The 17,529-nt window shown below is 59.9% G+C and carries 16 protein-coding genes; 4 read left to right on the top strand and 12 right to left on the bottom strand.

Going from position 1 to position 17,529, the window contains the following annotated elements; genetic code table 11:
* Nucleotides 1-43: 43 nt before the first annotated feature.
* Nucleotides 44-1,696, top strand: a complete 1,653-nt coding sequence (locus DMZ65_RS12250; RefSeq protein ID WP_116599173.1) for a GMC family oxidoreductase — start codon at nt 44-46, stop codon at nt 1,694-1,696.
* An 81-nt stretch (nt 1,697-1,777) separates the two neighbouring features.
* Here the strand turns inward: DMZ65_RS12250 and DMZ65_RS12245 are convergent, their stop codons facing one another.
* The 3 genes from DMZ65_RS12245 to DMZ65_RS12235 form a co-directional block, all read right to left on the bottom strand.
* Nucleotides 1,778-2,452, bottom strand: a complete 675-nt coding sequence (locus DMZ65_RS12245) for a type 1 glutamine amidotransferase domain-containing protein (RefSeq protein ID WP_116599172.1) — start codon at nt 2,450-2,452, stop codon at nt 1,778-1,780.
* A gap of 23 nt (nt 2,453-2,475) precedes the next feature.
* On the bottom strand, nt 2,476-3,507 hold the full coding sequence (gene curA, locus DMZ65_RS12240; protein ID WP_116599171.1) for an NADPH-dependent curcumin/dihydrocurcumin reductase: 1,032 nt from the start codon (nt 3,505-3,507) through the stop codon (nt 2,476-2,478).
* Nucleotides 3,508-3,749: 242 nt separating this feature from the next.
* Complete coding sequence (locus DMZ65_RS12235; protein WP_157960619.1) at nt 3,750-4,901, bottom strand: hypothetical protein; 1,152 nt, start codon at nt 4,899-4,901, stop codon at nt 3,750-3,752.
* 137 nt (nt 4,902-5,038) lie between these two features.
* Between DMZ65_RS12235 and DMZ65_RS12225 the strand changes: the two genes are divergently transcribed.
* Nucleotides 5,039-5,701: a thiamine diphosphokinase gene (locus DMZ65_RS12225; RefSeq protein ID WP_116599168.1), complete on the top strand. Its 663-nt coding sequence runs from the start codon at nt 5,039-5,041 to the stop codon at nt 5,699-5,701.
* Here DMZ65_RS12225 and DMZ65_RS12220 read toward each other — a convergent pair.
* The 7 genes from DMZ65_RS12220 to rpiA all read right to left on the bottom strand — a co-directional run bounded on the left by DMZ65_RS12220 (nt 5,643) and on the right by rpiA (nt 12,857).
* A complete protein-coding gene (locus DMZ65_RS12220; RefSeq protein ID WP_232824985.1) occupies nt 5,643-6,578 on the bottom strand; it encodes a DMT family transporter in 936 nt (311 codons plus the stop codon). The genes DMZ65_RS12225 and DMZ65_RS12220 overlap by 59 nt on opposite strands.
* Nucleotides 6,579-6,723: 145 nt before the next feature.
* Nucleotides 6,724-8,097: an L-serine ammonia-lyase gene (locus DMZ65_RS12215; RefSeq protein ID WP_116599167.1), complete on the bottom strand. Its 1,374-nt coding sequence runs from the start codon at nt 8,095-8,097 to the stop codon at nt 6,724-6,726.
* 86 nt (nt 8,098-8,183) lie between these two features.
* Entirely contained in the window at nt 8,184-8,381 is a 198-nt protein-coding gene (locus DMZ65_RS12210; RefSeq protein ID WP_438942726.1) for a DUF2065 domain-containing protein, read from the bottom strand.
* Entirely contained in the window at nt 8,378-9,430 is a 1,053-nt protein-coding gene (hflC, locus tag DMZ65_RS12205) for a protease modulator HflC (protein ID WP_116599166.1), read from the bottom strand. The genes DMZ65_RS12210 and hflC overlap by 4 nt, the downstream gene beginning before the upstream one ends.
* Nucleotides 9,430-10,587 carry an FtsH protease activity modulator HflK gene (gene hflK / locus DMZ65_RS12200; protein WP_116599231.1) on the bottom strand — a complete coding sequence of 386 codons (1,158 nt, stop codon included), beginning with the start codon at nt 10,585-10,587 and terminating at the stop codon, nt 9,430-9,432. Before hflK ends, hflC begins: the two co-directional genes overlap by 1 nt.
* Nucleotides 10,588-10,661: 74 nt before the next feature.
* On the bottom strand, nt 10,662-12,020 hold the full coding sequence (gor, locus tag DMZ65_RS12195) for a glutathione-disulfide reductase (protein WP_116599165.1): 1,359 nt from the start codon (nt 12,018-12,020) through the stop codon (nt 10,662-10,664).
* Nucleotides 12,021-12,068: 48 nt separating this feature from the next.
* Nucleotides 12,069-12,857, bottom strand: coding sequence for a ribose-5-phosphate isomerase RpiA (rpiA, locus tag DMZ65_RS12190; protein WP_116599164.1), 789 nt, complete (start codon nt 12,855-12,857; stop codon nt 12,069-12,071).
* Nucleotides 12,858-13,313: 456 nt separating this feature from the next.
* Between rpiA and DMZ65_RS12185 the strand changes: the two genes are divergently transcribed.
* A complete protein-coding gene (locus DMZ65_RS12185; RefSeq protein WP_116599163.1) occupies nt 13,314-14,738 on the top strand; it encodes a DegQ family serine endoprotease in 1,425 nt (474 codons plus the stop codon).
* A gap of 372 nt (nt 14,739-15,110) precedes the next feature.
* Nucleotides 15,111-15,434, top strand: a complete 324-nt coding sequence (locus tag DMZ65_RS12180; RefSeq protein ID WP_084353987.1) for a 2Fe-2S iron-sulfur cluster-binding protein — start codon at nt 15,111-15,113, stop codon at nt 15,432-15,434.
* 335 nt (nt 15,435-15,769) lie between these two features.
* On the opposite strand, the gene purD is transcribed toward DMZ65_RS12180, so the two are convergent.
* Nucleotides 15,770-17,032 carry a phosphoribosylamine--glycine ligase gene (gene purD, locus DMZ65_RS12175; RefSeq protein WP_116599162.1) on the bottom strand — a complete coding sequence of 421 codons (1,263 nt, stop codon included), beginning with the start codon at nt 17,030-17,032 and terminating at the stop codon, nt 15,770-15,772.
* Nucleotides 17,033-17,100: 68 nt separating this feature from the next.
* Entirely contained in the window at nt 17,101-17,454 is a 354-nt protein-coding gene (locus DMZ65_RS12170; RefSeq protein ID WP_116599161.1) for a hypothetical protein, read from the bottom strand.
* Nucleotides 17,455-17,529: the final 75 nt, after the last annotated feature.

Here is a 17,529-nt window from a genome sequence, read left to right as displayed (position 1 = left end):
CCGCTTAGCATGACGTCCCAAAGGTCCGGAGGCAGGGAGCAACATGATTTTCGACTATATCATTGTCGGCGCGGGGTCGGCAGGGTGTCTGCTGGCCAACAGGTTAAGCGCGGATCGCAACAATCAGGTGCTGCTGCTTGAGGCGGGCAAGGCGGATACCTATCCGTGGATCCATATCCCTGTCGGGTATCTTTATTGTATCGGCAATCCGCGTGCGGACTGGATGTACAAGACAGAGCCGGAACCGGGGCTGAACGGGCGCAGTCTGCTTTATCCGCGCGGCAAGACCCTTGGCGGATGTTCGTCGATCAATGGCATGATCTACATGCGCGGTCAGGCGCGGGATTACGACAACTGGGCCGAACTGACCGGCGATGACGAATGGAACTGGGAAAACTCTTTGCGGGACTTCAAGGCCCATGAGGATCACTACAGGCTGGATGACGGTGCCGATCCGCAGACCGGCGACAATAGCCGATTTTCCGACATGCACGGCCATGGCGGCGAATGGCGCATTGAAAAGCAACGCTTGCGTTGGGATGTGTTGGACAGTTTTGCCGACGCGGCAGAGCAGACGGGCATTGCGCGGACCGATGATTTCAACAGCGGCGACAATGCGGGCGTCGGCTATTTCGACGTCAACCAGCGGTCCGGCTGGCGGTGGAACACATCGAAGGCGTTTCTGCGTCCGGCCAAGACGCGCCCCAATCTGACGGTCTGGACATCGGCGCAGGTCGAGAGGCTGACATTTGAGAATGCCGCGGATGGGCGACCGCGCTGTAGCGGTGTCGTGGTGAACAAGGGCGGCACAGCGGTTTCGGTCAGTGCCGCGCGCGAGGTGGTGCTGTCAGCGGGCGCGGTCAATTCACCGCAGATCCTGCAACTGTCGGGCGTCGGTCCGGGCGGTCTGTTACGTTCGCACGGTATTGACGTGGTGCTGGACGCGCCCGCGGTAGGCGAAAACTTGCAAGACCATTTGCAGATCCGCGCGGTCTATAAGGTCAAGGGCACCAAGACACTGAATGCACTCACAAGCACGCTTTTTGGCAAGGGGACGATCGCGCTTGAATACTTGTTCAGGCGGTCCGGCCCGATGAGCATGTCGCCCAGCCAGTTGGGGGCGTTCACCCGGTCGGACCCGGACCAGCCTTACCCGAACCTTGAATATCATGTGCAACCGCTAAGCCTTGAGGCCTTTGGCGAACCACTGCACGCCTTCCCCGCAGTGACGGTAAGCGTGTGCAACCTGAACCCGACCAGCCGGGGGAAAATCCATATCCGGTCAGCGGATTTTCGTGACACACCCGTGATTTCGCCAAATTATCTGGACACGGAAGCAGACCGAAAGGTTGCCGCGCAAAGCCTGCGGCAGGTGCGTCAGATCATGTCGCAGCCGGCCATGGCCGCCTATCAGCCGGAAGAATTCAAACCGGGTATCCAATTTCAAAGTGACGACGATCTGACAAAGCTTGCAGGCGATATAGCGTCCACAATTTTTCATCCCGTGGGGACGGTAAAGATGGGCAGAAAGGACGACCCGTCAGCCGTGCTGGACCCACATCTGCGCCTTAAAGGCGTGACAGGACTGCGCGTCGTCGATGCCAGCGTGATGCCGGCGATTACCAGCGGCAACACCAACTCACCCACCTTGATGATTGCCGAAAAAGCGGCTGGCTGGATTCTTGACCGGCAGTAAAGCGACGGCATGTCTTCGCGCAGTGCGTGGAGACGATGCGGTTCGAGGGCCGCCAACGTGTGACGGCCCCGACAAGTGTTTCTAAAGCAGCGCCAGCAACTTCTGCGCGGCCTCTTCCGAAGAGGCGGGGTTCTGGCCGGTCACAAGCTTGCCGTCGGTGACAACAAACGACGCCCAGTCATCGCCCTTCTTGTAGGTGCCACCATTGGCAGTCAGCATATCCTCAACCAGAAAGGGAACGACGTCGGTCAGACCAACGGCCTCTTCCTCTGTATTGGTGAACCCGGTCACGGTCTTGCCAGCCACAAACGGTTTGCCGTCAGCGTCTTTGACATGCTTAAACACGCCCGGCGCATGGCATACGGCACCGACCGGGCGATCGCCGGAGGCAAAGGTTTCAATCAACGCCTTGCTGTCCGCGTCTTCGGCCAGATCCCATAGCGGCCCGTGACCGCCGGGATAGAAGATCGCGTCAAATCCGTCGGCAGAGACAGACGACAGAACTTCGGTGGTGGCGAGATGTTTCTGGGCCGCCTCGTCAGCCTTGAAGCGTTTGGTGGCGTCGGTTTGCGCTTCCTCGGTATCGCTGCCGGGGTCAAGTGGCGGCTGCCCGCCCTTGGGCGATGCGAGCGTGATCTCCGCGCCCGCATCCTTGAACACATAATAGGGGGCCGCGAATTCTTCGAGCCAGAAGCCGGTCTTGTTGCCCGTATCGCCCAATTTGTCGTGCGATGTCAGAACCATCAGAATTTTCATTGGTCATTGCCTTTTGGATTGTTTCAGTCGCTCAGCTTGACGACGCGCTTGCCGAAAGCCTCGCCCTTCAACAACCCAATGAACGCGGCGGGTGCCTGTTCCAAACCGGTGATGACTTCTTCGCGATATTTGATCTTGCCCGACTTCACCCAATCGCCCATCTGTTTCGCAAACTCCGGATAATACGGTCCGAAATCGTCAAAAACGATGAAGCCGCGCACAGTCATCCGCTTGCGCAGGATGGTCCCCAACAACTGGTTCAGACGGTCCGGGCCATCCGGCAGAGAGATTGCGTTATATTGGCTGATCAAACCGCAGACCGGAATGCGTGCCAGGGTGTTCAGCAGGGGAAACACCGCATCGAAAACCGCGCCGCCGACATTTTCGAAGTAGATGTCGATGCCGTCTGGCACAGCGGTTTTCAGAGCGTCCGGAAAACCCTCGGCCTTGTAGTCGATACAGGCATCAAACCCCAGCGTGTCGACAACATGCGCGCATTTTTCGGACCCGCCGGCGATGCCGACAACGCGCAGGCCAAGGATCTTGCCGATCTGTCCAACCGTGGCACCCACCGGACCGCTGGCACCGGCGACGACAAGGGTTTCGCCCTTCTTGGGCTGCCCGATTTGCGTCAGGCCTGCCCAGGCGGTCAATCCCGGCATCCCCAGAACGCCAAGTGCCCAGGACGGGTTTTCGGGCGATTTGCCCATATTGATAACGCCTTTGCCGTCGGACAGGGCATAGTCCTGCCACCCGCCAAAGGCGACAACCCAATCATCCTTTTCAAACCCGGTCACGTCCGAGCTTAGCACTTGCGCCACGGTGCCGCCGATCATCACCTCGCCGATTTCTACCGGGGCGGCGTAAGAGGGCGCATCGCTCATCCGGCCGCGCATATAGGGGTCAAGCGACAGATATTCGTTCCGAAGCAGCATCTCGCCCTTGCCCGGTGTCGGAAGATCGACGGTTTCCAGACGCAATGTGTTTTCGTCAGGCGCGCCTTTGGGGCGCTCTGCCAGAACGAATTTCCGGTTCTGGCTGCTCGATTGTATCACGATTGTATCCTTTCTTGCAGATATTGGGGCTGATCTGCCGTGTGAATGGCATTGCTGGTCGCGTAGGCTCGCGGATGGCAACGCTCGATTTTGGTTTATGGTTTCTTATTTGTGGTGTTGTTCAACATGTAGCTATGCCTGCGACGCAAGAATGCAACGGGCGAAGGCTGCTTTCTGGCTGTATCGCCGGTATCCGCGCTTGGCGGCGCTGTATGTCGAGATTGTTGCCTTGCCGGACGGTCCTACCCGGTGTGTCGAATGACCGGAACGTATTTGTTCTGATCTGTGACCTTGAACATTCCGCAATCCAGCTTCCTGATCTTGTCTTTCTCAAGCAGCCGAGAGAGACACTGCAACCGGTCTGTTAGACTGTAATCTGTGTGTGTTGCCGTGCGAAGTCTGGACATGAGTTGACGTCGCGAAAATTGGGCGTGCCCCTCGACGAAAGTCAAATAAACGGTTGCGGCTTCCATCAAGTCCGGCAGATTGATGGCGTTCACCTCGCTGACGAACGCGGCGAAAGTTGTGGTGCGGTCAATATGATTGATCTTCTTTTGCCTGGGATCAGATACTGACGGGGCAGGCGTTCGGGTCAGATCATTGCGCGACGGGGGTGTTCGGCATGACGGTTTGATTTGTTGTTCGACCTCCAGCACCAATTTGGCGTGGCGCTTAGACGGGTTGCAGAGGCCGACAATGTCGTCGGGAGCCGTCGGTACGCTGCGCGTTCGTACCTCCTTTGCCAAATCCTGCCGATAATTCTGTTCTTGTTCGCGCATGTCATTCCTTGCGGTTCTGGACATGCCAAGCCCGGCCTTGGTCGCTGCCACCGCGGCACGAAGATGCTCAATGGCTTTGCGCCCATGCGGTCCACCGGCCTTCCCCATTTCGTCATTGGTTTTGCTGATCAGTCTGGACAGGTTTCCATGGGGGGCGTCGCCTACCTGTTGTTCGGTCAGCAATGCACGCGCTTGCGTGCCCGTTTCGGGAGGCCGCCCAGAGTCTGCGCGTGTCGGCGAAACGCTCGCCTCGGTGACTTCTTCAAGCTGTCCTGTGGCGACAATCCTCTTGAAATTTGTGCGCTTGATCTTCAACACGCGAGCGAGGGCAACTGCGTCTGCTGGAGCTTGGTGTTTTTTTGGCGATACCGCAGAGGGGGATAATACAGTGACACCGTTGCGCGTATAGGCGCGGACGGCTGAGCCGATTGTGCACCCGACAATCTTGGCAAGCATCTGTGGATCCGGTTGCCTCAGGTCTGGATCCAAGGAGCCGGAGCGCTGTTTGAGATATCGGTCTATCAGGCGGACGATGTCGGCAGGTCTGTCAAAACCTTCAATCCGGCAGGTGAATGCCCCATTGGAAACAGCATGCGTGCTATCTTTCTCTGCCATGCGCATTTCACCTTTGTCGTGCGGCCAGAAGAATATCTGACATGCAATTGCGGCCTTGAACGGCCCTAACCTGTGCCTTTAAATCAACGATTTAGCGGCCATATTGTGTTCTGTTTCCAAAAACGCCATTAAATGACATGAACAAAAAGATATTACATAGTGCCGAACCAGTTACGCTGGTTGGTGGCGGTGACCACGACGAAATTGTTTTTCGCGAATGCCTCAGACACGCGCCAAAAGTGGTAGCAGCAGATAGTGGCGCTGATGTGGCGCTAGGCTGCGACATTTTGCCCGACGCGGTGATTGGCGATTTTGATTCACTGTCAGATGCGGCGAAGGCTTCGATTCCGCCGGAACGCCTGCACCATGTCAGCGAACAGGACAGCACGGATTTCGAAAAATGTCTGCGCAGTATCGAAGCGCCCGCCGTCCTGTGTGCCGGGTTTCTTGGGGCGCGGTTGGATCACCAGGTCGCGGTTCTGTCAGTGCTGGCGCGGCATGACGGGCAATGTCTGTTGGTCGGGGCGGTGGATATCGTCTTTGCTGCGCCGCGACATATCGCGTTGGACCTGCCATTGGGCAGTCGGTTTTCCCTGTTTCCGATGGGCGCTGTAACAGGCCGCAGCAGCGGGCTGCGATGGCCCATTGACGGTCTCGACTTTGCACCTGACGGGCGTATTGGCACGTCCAACGAAGTCACCGGACCCGTCGAACTGGAGACGGACGGCCCCGGTATGCTGGTTATTCTGCCGCGGAGCGGATTTGCGCCGGTCCTGGAGGCGTGGGGCGTAATCGGCTGAGGTTCCGTTCGCGCACGACGATATAGAGGCCGGCGGCCATGGTGATCAGGATGCCGACGGATGCCAGCGCATTGGGCAGGTCGCTGAAAATCAGCCAACCGATAAGCGTTGCAAAGGGGATTTCCAGATACTGCATGGGCGCAAGCGTGGCCGAGGGTGCGTAGCGCAGGGACCATGTCATCAGAAGATGCGCCAGCGTCCCCAGCAGGCCGATTCCCAGAAGCAACACCCAAGTGTTCATCGTCGGGGTCACCCATGTGAAGGCAGAGCCGGAAATGCCACCGAACAACAAAAGCGCGGGGGCGATCATTGCGACAGCCATGACTCCGCTGACGGCTTGCAACCCGATCGGATCAACCTCTTTGGCGATCTGCCGTGTGACCAGCATGAAACAGGCAAAGTTCAGGGCCACGCCAAGTGGCAGCAAGGCTGGCCAGCCGACCTCTTGAAAGCTGGGCTGGACGACCAACAGCGTGCCTATGAAACCGACTGCACAGGCAACCATCCGTCGCCAGCCGATCTCTTCATCCAGAACATAATGGCCGAGAATCATCATCAGGAAGGGCATCACAAACGCAATTGCCACGGCATCGGCGAGCGGCAGGTAAATCAATGCAGTGAACATCATTGCAATGCCGAACGCATGCAGAATGGTGCGCAGGAACGTCAGGCGCAAAACGCGTCCACGCATACGCCAAGGCCGTCCGGTCATGGCGATCAATGGGATCAGCACCAGCGCCTGTACGCCGAAACGTACCAACAGAAGCTCCCCGATCGGGACCACGCCGCCAAGCAACTTGGCTACCGCATCGCCCATGGGGGCCACTACACAAAAACCGAGCATGAGCCCGATACCAAGCAGGGGTCTGTCCATCATCCAGCCAAACTAAGCGGAGATGTTGAACTTGGCAATCTGATTTCATCTATTGCGTGTGGTGATTTCTTTATGCGTGTGCGTCACATTCTGTTCTGCCCCCTGCCAAAATGCAGGCAAGAGACGGTCAAATTGCGGGGCCGCACCCTTAGCAATTGGGGACGTTTACGGCCAAACCACCCAGCGAGGTTTCCTTGTACTTGTCGGCCATGTCCTGGCCAGTCTGGCGCATTGTTTCGATACAGGCATCAAGCGGCACCAGATGCGTCCCATCGCCCCGGATCGCCAGACTGGCCGCGGTGACGGCCTTGACGGCCCCCAGCCCGTTCCGCTCGATACACGGAACCTGAACAAGACCCTTCACCGGATCGCAGGTCATGCCAAGGTGATGCTCCAACGCGATCTCTGCGGCGTTCTCTATCTGCGCGGGCGTGCCGCCCATGACGGCGCATAAGCCGGCCGCAGCCATGGCAGAGGCGCTGCCGACCTCGGCCTGGCATCCCGCTTCTGCACCAGAAATAGAGGCGTTATACTTGACCAGACCGCCAATCGCAGCCGCAGTCAGCAGAAAGTCGGGGATCTTGGACGTCATGGCCCCCGGCACATGGTCCAGCCAATACCGAATTGTCGCCGGCACCACGCCAGCAGCACCGTTGGTGGGGGCGGTGACAACCTGGCCGCCGGCGGCGTTTTCCTCGTTCACGGCCATTGCATACATGCTCATCCAGTCGTTGATCGTGTGCGGAGCCGACTGGTTCATGCCGCGTTCGGCCTGTAGCGCGTCGTGGATGCCCCGCGCGCGTCTTCGGACATTCAGCCCGCCGGGCAGGATGCCGTCACTCTCCAGGCCGCGGTCGATGCAGTCGTTCATCACCTGCCAGATGCGCTTGACCCCATCATCCAACCCTTGGGCCGTACCGCGCGACAACTCGTTGGCGCGTTTCATCTGGGCGATGCTCAGACCGCTATCGTCGGCCATGCGCAGCATCTCGGTTGCGGACTTGAACGGGTAGGGGATGGGGTCGCCCCGATCGGTGTCCTGCCCTTCGGCCAGTTCGGCCTCTGTCAGAACAAAACCGCCGCCGACGGAATAAAACGTCTCGCGCAGCAAGACGTCTCCTTGCGCATCAGTGGCCATCAGGATCATGCCATTGGCATGTCCGGGCAGGGCAGGGCCAAAATCAAATTTCAGATCATTGCGCGGATCAAACTGCATGGGCGGCAAGCCCTCGGGTGTCACCTGTTTGGTGTCTCTGATCTGCTCCATGGCGGCGTCTGCCGCATCGCGGTCATAGGTTTCGGGCGCAAAGCCTGCGAGGCCCAGCACGGTGGCGCGGTCCGTCGCGTGGCCGACCCCGGTATGTGCCAGCGATCCGTGCAGGCTGGCCCGCAACCCGTGCGCTTGAAAAGGCGAATTGCGCAACGTTTCAAGAAAGCGCCCGGCCGCGACCATCGGTCCCATCGTGTGGGACGAAGACGGGCCGATGCCCAGTTTGAACATCTCGAAAACAGAGAGGAACATGGCGAGTTTCCTTTGTTGCGGGCTATCCAGAGACCTAAGCCCAGACACAAGACATAGAAGGCGCAGTCGTCGGCACAAAACTGCGTTCAGGTGCCTATCCAGAACGAGGCCCACAGGAACAGCGCCCCGATCGCTATCGCGGTAAGGCCGACCAGGCGGCGCGCGTCAATATCCAGACTGCGCAGGGCTTCCAGCAGGGTCTCGATAAGCGAAGGGGCCAGCAACCAGGCCAGCCCCTCCACGATGAGCACGAGTCCGATCGCGAGGATCAGCGTCTCGATCAATTGGATGCGGCAGGCGCATCGTCTGCGCCCTCCACGGGATCGCCGGGAACAGGGTCATCTGCCTCTGGTTCGTCGGTTATCGGCGCGGGCAAGTTTGGCGCACCCGGACTTTCGGGGGCCATCTGGCGCAGCTTCTCGACATCCATGTTATCGACATTCACCGCACCCAGACCTTCCGCCCGGATTGCACCGAACATCGGGCTGAGCAGATCACTGTCAGGCGAGATCACCAGTGTGGAGTTCTGTTCCTGCATGGTTTGCTCGAATGCGGCGAGCGAGCGATAGAAGGCGAAGAACTCTGTATTGTCGCCAAAGGCTTCGGCATAAACGCGGTTTCGTTCGGCATCGGCCTCACCTCGGGTGATGTCGGCGTCACGTTCCGCATTGGACACTGTTTCCACCACGGTTCTGTCGGCTGTCGCGCGCACACGCTGCGCGGCCTCGTTACCACGGGCGATCTCGTCGGCGGCTTCGCGTTCACGCTCGGCGCGCATCCGGGCAAAGGTGGCCTCAAGGTTCTGCTGCGGCAGGTTGGTCTGCTTCAGCCGAACATCGACAATCTCCAGCCCAAGGCTTTCGGCGCGGGTCCGGGCCGCAGTGCGGATGCGGACCGCCAGATCGCGGCGCTCAACCGACAGGATGGTGTCAGAGGTGACCTGATCGGCACCCAGAACTTCGCGGATCTGCGCGTTCAGGATGGCCGACAGACGGTCCTCGGCGGTGCGGATGCCACCCACGCCAACGGCCTGACGGAACTGCACCACATCGGAAATGCGGTAACGCGCGAAGGCATCGACGACCAACCGGCGGTCATCCGAGGGCGTCACCTCGATCGTGTCGGTGTCCAGAGACAGGATGCGATCGTCATATTTCACGACCTCCTGAATCAGCGGCACCTTGAAGCCAAGACCCGGTTCCTCGACAACCTGACGGATCTGGCCAAATTGCAGCACCAGCGCCTTTTCGCGTTCATCGACGATGAACAGCGACATGAAAAGCCCAATCAGCACCACGGCGATGACGGGGACAAGCAAAGCGGATTTACGCATCAGTTCGACCCTCCGGAAGTGGAGCCCGCGCCGGATCGGCGCAATTCGTTCAGCGGCAGATAGGGCAACACGCCCTGGCCGTTGCCGCCGCTGCTTTCGTCAAGGATGATCTTGTCGACCTTGCCAAGCGAGCGTTCGATGGTTTCAAGATAAAGACGTCGCTGGGTGACTTCGGGTGCCTGATTGAACTCGCTTGCAACGGCGATGAAACGGCTGGCTTCACCGATGGCCTGGTTGACCACGCTGGCGCGATAGCCTTCGGCCTCTTCCAGCGTTTGCGCCGCTTCACCGCGGGCTTCGGCCAGAACACGGTTGGCATAGGCGTCAGCCTGACGCTGCAAACGGTCGCGTTCCTGCTCGGCGGCCTGCACTTCGCGGAACGCGTCGATCACCTCGTTCGGCGGGTCGGCGCGGTCAAGGTTGACGCGCACCACGTTGATGCCGCTTTCATACTCATCCAGCGTCTGCTGGATGTTTTCCAAAGCGGTATCGGCGATCAGACCACGGTCGCGGTTGAGGATCGGTGCCAGGTTTGACGCCGCGATAATCTCACGCATGACCGATTCGGACACGGCCTGAACCGTCAACTGAGGATCACGGATGTTGAACAGCACTTTTGCGGGGTCGGAGATGTTCCAGACCACCTGAAACCCGATATCCACGATATTGGCATCGGTGGTCAACATCAGGCCGTCGCCGCCGGCACCACGCCCGTCGCCGATATTCTCGGTCCGCTCCGATGTGACGTTGATGACTTCATAGGTCACAAGAGGCCAGGGGGCGAAGTTCAGACCGGAATTGCCGGTGGCGGAATATTCGCCAAGGAACAACTCGACCGACTGTTCTTCGGGCTTGACGGTGTAAAAGCTGGAGAACGCCCACAAACCGATTGCCGCGAGCGCGGCAATGCCGACCGTGCCGCGAGAGAACGCTGGCCCACCGCCACCACCAGAGCCGGTGCCGTTGCCACGACCACCCCTGCCGCCCATCAGGACGCGCAGTTGTTCCTGTCCTTTTTTGACCAGCTCGTCGATCTCTGGCAGCTGAGAGCCGTCGTCGCCGGGTCGTCGGCCACCGCCATTGTTTCCGTTATCGGAACCGCGGTTCCCGCCGCCTTGTCCGCCGCCGCCCCACGGGCCGCCACTGTTGCCTGCCATCTGTGCCGTAACCTCCTCGATCATTTCGCCCGTTCTAACCGGTTACAGGGTAACTGTGAACGAATGTGTGAATTTCAAGCTGTGCGGACTGGTTGCCGCATTGTGACCATCTCTTCGGACATGGTGGGGTGTACTGCCACGGTCCGGTCGAAATCTTCTTTGGTCGCTCCCATCTTGATGGCGATTCCCGCCATCTGGATCATCTCGCCCGCGCCCGGTGCCACGATGTGACAGCCCAGTACCTTGCGGGTTTTCTGGCTGACGACCAGCTTCATCAATACCCGATCAGAGCGGCCTGCAAAGGCCTGTTGCATGGGTTTGAAACTGGTGCAGTAAACCTCGATCGGTTCCTGATCGCGGGCGTCCTCTTCGGACAGGCCAACGGTGCCGATCTCGGGCTGGGTGAAAATCGCGGTCGGGATCAACTCGTGATCGACCGGCGTGGGATTGCCTTTGAACACCGTCTCGACGAAAGCCATGCCCTCGCGGATCGCGACCGGCGTCAGTTCTACCCGGCCCGTTACGTCGCCGATCGCATAGATTGACGGCACGGAGGTTTGCGAAAACTCGTCCACTTCAATCTCGCCACGACGGCCAAGTTTGACACCGACATCTTCCAGTCCCATATCGGTTGTGTTCGGCGCGCGCCCGGTGGCGAACATCACCTGATCGAACACCCGTTCGGAACCATTTGTGCCTTTGACCCAGATGCCATCCTCGACCTGTTTCATCTCAAGCACGTTGGTGCCGAGATGCAGATCGACGCCGGATTGCATCATTTCTTCGGAGACCAGTCCGCGCGCCTCTTCGTCAAAGCCGCGCAGGATCTGTGCACCGCGATAATACTGCGTGGTCTGAACGCCAAGACCGTTCATGATGCCGGCAAATTCACACGCGACATAACCGCCGCCCACGATCAGCAGACGTTTCGGCAACTTGTCGAGATGGAAGATCTCGTTCGAGGTGATCGCCAGTTCGGCACCGGGCAGGTCGGGTTTGACCGGCCAGCCGCCCAGAGCCAGCAGGATATGCTTGGCGGTCTTGCGCGTCCCATCGGACAGTTCCACCGTATGCGGATCGGCGATGCGGGCGCGCATGTCAAAGGTCTCGACGCCGGAATTGGCCAGCAGGTTGCGGTATACGCCTTCAAGCCGGTCAAGCTCTGCCTCCAGCTTGTCACGGAACGTCGGCCAGTCGAACCCGCCTGCCATCATCTTCCAGCCATAGGCCTGTGCGTCCTTGGCAGTCTCACCGTATTCGCTGGCAAAAACCATCAGCTTCTTGGGGACACAGCCCCGGATCACGCAGGTGCCACCATAACGGCTTTCTTCGGCCAGCCCCACTTTCGCACCGGCCTCTCCGGCTGCGACGCGCGCTGCGCGCACCCCGCCAGAGCCGCCGCCGATCACAAACAGGTCGTAGTCAAATTCCATCGGTCTTGCCTCAACTTCTTTGCTGGCAGGTCAGTCCGTCCTGCGCGTTCAGTCGTCCAGATCGCTGAACAGGTTTTCGTTCTTTTCAGTGCCCGGTCGGGCCTGTTTGGCCATTGTCGACGTAATGTCGCGCAGATCGACCGTCCCATCGCTGTGCCCGATCACCACCACGTCACATACGTCGATGAACAGGCCATTTTCCACCACGCCGGGCAGTTGGTTCAAGGTCAGTGCTATTTGACGCGCGTTGCCGATGCGGCCAAGATGCAGATCAAGGATGTGGTTGCCTTCGTCGGTCACATAAGGCGCATCGCCGTTCATCCGCAGGGTCACGTCGCGGCCCGATACATCCATTGACCCCAGCGCATCCTCGATCAGCGTCTTTGTTGTGCGCATCCCGAAGGGGATGACCTCGACAGGCAGAGGAAACTTCCCCAGACTCGCGACTTCTTTGGCGGGATCGGTGATTACTACCATCTTGTCGCTTGCCGTCGCGACGATCTTTTCCTGCAACAATGCGCCGCCGCCGCCCTTGATGAGGTTGAAGTCGCTGTCGAACTCGTCGGCCCCGTCGATCGTGACGTCCAGCCATCCGGCCTCGTCAAGCGTAATGACTTCAATGCCGACCTCGCGGGCCAGATCGGCGGTGCGGGTCGATGTCGGGACGCCGCGGAATTTCAATCCGTTGTCGCGGACCCTCTCGCCCAGACACTTTACCAGCCAAGCGGCGGTTGATCCGGTGCCAAGCCCGACCCGCATCCCATCCTTGACGAAATCGGCGGCACGGCGGGCAGCGGCATTCTTGGCCCTGTCATTGGCGGACAATTCAGACGACATCGACGGCACTCCGTTGGTTGTTGGGGCGTTATAGGCAAGATGGGGCAGGGGTGCGAGGGGCCATTTGCCACAATTCGCTCCGGCCCTGTCGGAAATGTGGGGGTTGGCACCGGACGGGCGACCCCGATGATCGAAATGTTACAATGCGCATCGTAGTGTCAGCATGCGATGCAAGGCCTGCAAATCGAACGCGGTTTTTCCAAGTCCCGGCAATGTAATGATGTTCTGGTCCAGTCACGCAAACCCCTTGATCGCAGCGCGCTCAAGGACTCTCACAACGCGTTGAACAGGGTTTGGATGGACCTACGGGCTGTTTGCGTTCCGCAATTCTGTGCCTACATTGACCCCATTAGATGGTTGTTCGCAGGAATTGACCATCCCACGTCACTGACAAGGAGAAGTCGAGTGCAACCACAGGCAATCGCAACCACGCAGATCTCCGGGTCCCGCCTCCGAATGATCTGGCTGTCCGGTCTGACCGTGATGCTGATCATGTCGCAGGCGATCGCCGCCGCGGCGCGCGGGGCCCCAGAAACTTTCGCCGATCTTGCCGAGCGTATCAGCCCGGCGGTCGTCAATATCACCACTTCGACGATGGTCGAGGGACGTAGCGGCCCGCGGGGCATTGTCCCCGAAGGCTCCCCTTTCGAGGATTTCTTCCGTGAATTCCAGGACCGCAACGGTCAGGGCAACCGCCCACGCCGTTCATCCGCGCTGGGATCCGGCTTTGTGATTTCCGAGGATGGCTTTATCGTGACCAACAATCATGTGATTGATGGTGCTGACGAGGTAACGATCGAATTCTTCAATGGTGGGGAACTGCCCGCCACTGTCGTAGGGACAGATCCCAACACCGACATCGCCCTGCTGAAGGTCGACGCGGATGAACCGCTGCCATTTGTCAGTTTCGGTGACAGCGATATCGCGCGGGTCGGCGATTGGGTCATGGCCATGGGCAATCCGCTGGGGCAGGGTTTTTCCGTTTCTGCCGGGATTGTCTCGGCGCGGAACCGGGCACTATCGGGAACCTATGACGACTATATCCAGACCGATGCTGCCATTAATCGCGGCAATTCCGGTGGACCGCTGTTCAATATGGATGGCGAAGTCGTCGGCGTGAATACGGCCATTCTGTCGCCCAATGGTGGCTCGATCGGGATCGGATTCTCGATGGCGTCCAATGTTGTCACCCGCGTGGTCGATCAACTGAAGGAATTTGGTGAAACCCGCCGTGGCTGGTTGGGCGTGCGCATTCAGGACGTGACCGACGATGTCGCCGAGGCGATGGGCCTTGAGACAACTGCGGGTGCTTTGGTCACCGACGTGCCCGAAGGTCCAGCAATGAAAGCCGGCATCAAGCAAGGTGACGTGATCGTCAGCTTCGATGGCCGCGAGGTCGAGGACACCCGTGAATTGGTCCGTCAGGTCGGCAACACCGAGGTCGGCAAGTCCGTGCGCGTGGTCGTGAACCGCGAAGGCACATCTGAAACGCTGAAGATCACGCTTGGACGCCGCGAAGAGGCACAGGGTGCGATCCCTGCGGCGCAGCCCGGCGCGAACACGCCCGAATCTCCTGCTGAGACGGAGGTTCTTGGTCTGACGCTTTCGGTGCTGAACGACGAGTTGCGCGCGCAGCTTGATCTGGGAAGCAATGCCGAAGGTCTTGTGGTCAAGGACGTGGACGAGGTCAGTCAAGCCTATGAAAAGGGCTTGCGTGCTGGCGATCTGATTACCGAAGCGGGACAACGCAAGGTAAGCAGCATCTCCGATTTCGAGGGCCGGATCGACGAAGCCCGCGAGGCCGGACGCAAATCACTCTTGCTGCTTGTGCGTCGCAACGGTGATCCACGCTTTGTGGCGCTGGGACTTGACGAAGACTGAGCCTGACGCAAAGCGTTACTGAACGGATGGAAAAGGGCGCTTCTTGGTGCCCTTTTCTATTGGCGCACCATGCCTGCGCACGGTTTGCACTACCCCGAGCGGTTCGGTCTGTACGCGGGTGCGCGCATGGGTCCATGCGCGCTGCAAAACATGGGTTGACCGCTTGCGACGAATGGCCTTGATTTGTCCGCTTTGGGTTGACCGGAGATAGGCACGAACGGGACGTCGGAGAACGGGCATTGGACTGGCCGAGCTTATGGCCCTTATCACCATGCACAGCGTCCGCTGCAGCGCGCAAACGCCCATTTGGGGTGGTGCGCGCGTGGTGGCTTGGCTAGGAAGGTCAAAATACTGAGAAACAAGGAGCCAGTGATGGCGAAGATCACCTATATCGAGCACAACGGAACACAGCATGTGGTCGATGTGGCCAATGGGCTGACTGTTATGGAAGGCGCGCGCGACAACAATATCCCCGGTATCGAGGCCGATTGCGGCGGGGCTTGTGCCTGCTCCACCTGTCACGTCTATGTCGATCCGGCCTGGGTCGAGAAATTGCCTGCCCGCGACGACATGGAAGAGGATATGCTGGATTTTGCATTCGAGCCTGATCCGGAACGGTCCCGGCTGACATGCCAACTCAAGGTCACGGATGAGCTGGACGGATTGGTCGTCCAGATGCCTGTAAAACAGATCTGAAGAACAAACTCTGGCGTTTTGTATGCGAAGCAAGGCGCGGCGTCTGCTGCTTCGCGCGTGGCTTGGTCCCGCTCGCCGCGCTCTGCATGCGTCGTGCCTGTGGAGAGCGGGATTGCCGCTATGGGTGTGGCACCACCCTATTTGATTTGCGTGCTATTTGGCACCGACGAACCGCAATGGGCGCGGCATTTCGTTCGATGCGGTCGGAGTGCGCGCGTCGGAGTGGTGCTTTCGGGACGTGATGACGAGACGGCGAAGCGCCGGGATCCTTGGATGCATATGGTGGCTGTGCAATCCTTGACGATGTCATGCATCGTCGATGACGCGCGGTTCCGTCAGAGCGCCCGCCACCCGATGTCGCGACGACAGAAGCCGCCCGGCCAGTTGACGCCGTCGACCAGCGCATAAGCGCGGTCGCGGGCTTCGGACAGGCTGGCACCGCGCGCGGTGGCGTTCAGCACGCGTCCGCCATTGGCGGTGATGCGACCGTCCGACAGTTTGGTGCCGGCATGGAACATCATGTGAAAGCTGTCCTCGGGCAGGGTTTCAAGGCCAGAGATGACATCGCCCTTTTCATAGCTGCCGGGATAGCCGTCCGCCGCCATCACCACCGTCATCGCATGATCGTTTCCCCAGTTGACCTGCGCATCCGCCAGCCTGCCCTCGGCTGCGGCATGGATCAGATCCAGCACCTGAGCGCCAAGGCGCATCATCAACACCTGACATTCCGGATCGCCGAACCGGACGTTATATTCCACCAATCGCGGCGCGCCGTCCTTGATCATCAGGCCAGCGTAAAGAACGCCCTGATAAGGCGTGCCGCGCCGGGCCATTTCGGCCATGGTCGGGCGGATGATCTCGGCCATGGCGCGTTCGGCAATCTCGTCGGTCAGGACCGGGGCGGGGGAATAGGCACCCATGCCGCCGGTATTGGGGCCGGTGTCGCCTTCGCCGACGCGCTTGTGGTCTTGCGCGGTGCCGATGGGCAGCACGCTTTCGCCGTCACACAGCACGAAGAACGACGCCTCTTCGCCGGTCATGAATTCCTCGATCACCACCTCTGCGCCCGCAGCGCCGAAGGAGCCGCCGAACATGTCGTCGATGGCGGCTTCGGCCTCGGCCACGGTTTCGGCGATGATGACACCCTTGCCTGCGGCAAGCCCATCCGCCTTGACCACGATGGGGGCACCCTGCGCCCGGACATGCGCCTTGGCGGCTTCGGCATCAGTGAAATGGCCATAAGCGGCGGTGGGCGCGTTTGCGGCATCGCAGATCTCTTTGGTGAAGGCCTTGGACGCCTCCAGCCGGGCAGCGGCGGCGGAGGGGCCGAAGACCAGCAACCCGGCGTCGCGCAAACGGTCAGCAACGCCAGCAGCCAAGGGTGCCTCGGGCCCGATAATGACAAGCTCGATGGCCTCGGCCTCGGCGAAATTCACCACTGCGGCACGGTCTTCGATATCGAGCGTTGCGCAGGTGGCGATCTGGGCGATGCCCGCATTGCCCGGTGCCACGATCAGCTTGTCGCATTTGGGGTTCTGCATCACCGCCCATGCCAGCGCATGTTCGCGCCCGCCGCCGCCAAGAATGAGGATGTTCATTGCATCGCCTCTGCCCGTTGTCACGTTGCACGCCTTCTAGGGTGCCGCGCCAAAAGGCACAAGCGCGGCTAGGGCCCGTGCACCATCAAGGCGACAACAAATGCCGCGGCATCCTTCCGGTACAGCGCAATATCCTCGCGCAGCCGGGTCAGCAGTTCGTGTTGCCTGTGCGCCGGTACACGCGCCAGCTCCATCGCCGTGCTGATCCGGGGGCCGGTCCCAGCGGCGATCTCATCGATGATCTGAGCGTGGTGGTGCTGCACATACCATGCAAGCCGCGCCCGCCGGGCATTGTAGGCCGCGTTCTCCAGTCCCGTTGCAACCGCCTGACCCGGCAACGAAAGCGGGTTGGGCAGATGGCTGGCACCGGGACTGCAACCGGCCAGCAGGCAAAGCCCAAGGATCAGGAACGCACGCACCATATCGCCAGACTGTCAGTTTTCGCCTGACCTGAGCAAGCCTGCTTGGCCTTGGGCATTGGGACGATTACACTGCGC

The sequence above is a fragment of the Primorskyibacter marinus genome (genome assembly GCF_003313245.1).
In the GTDB taxonomy this organism is placed as follows: domain Bacteria; phylum Pseudomonadota; class Alphaproteobacteria; order Rhodobacterales; family Rhodobacteraceae; genus Primorskyibacter; species Primorskyibacter marinus.
The sequence above is the reverse complement of the archived record's forward strand: the minus strand, read 5'-3'. Positions and strand labels throughout refer to the sequence as shown.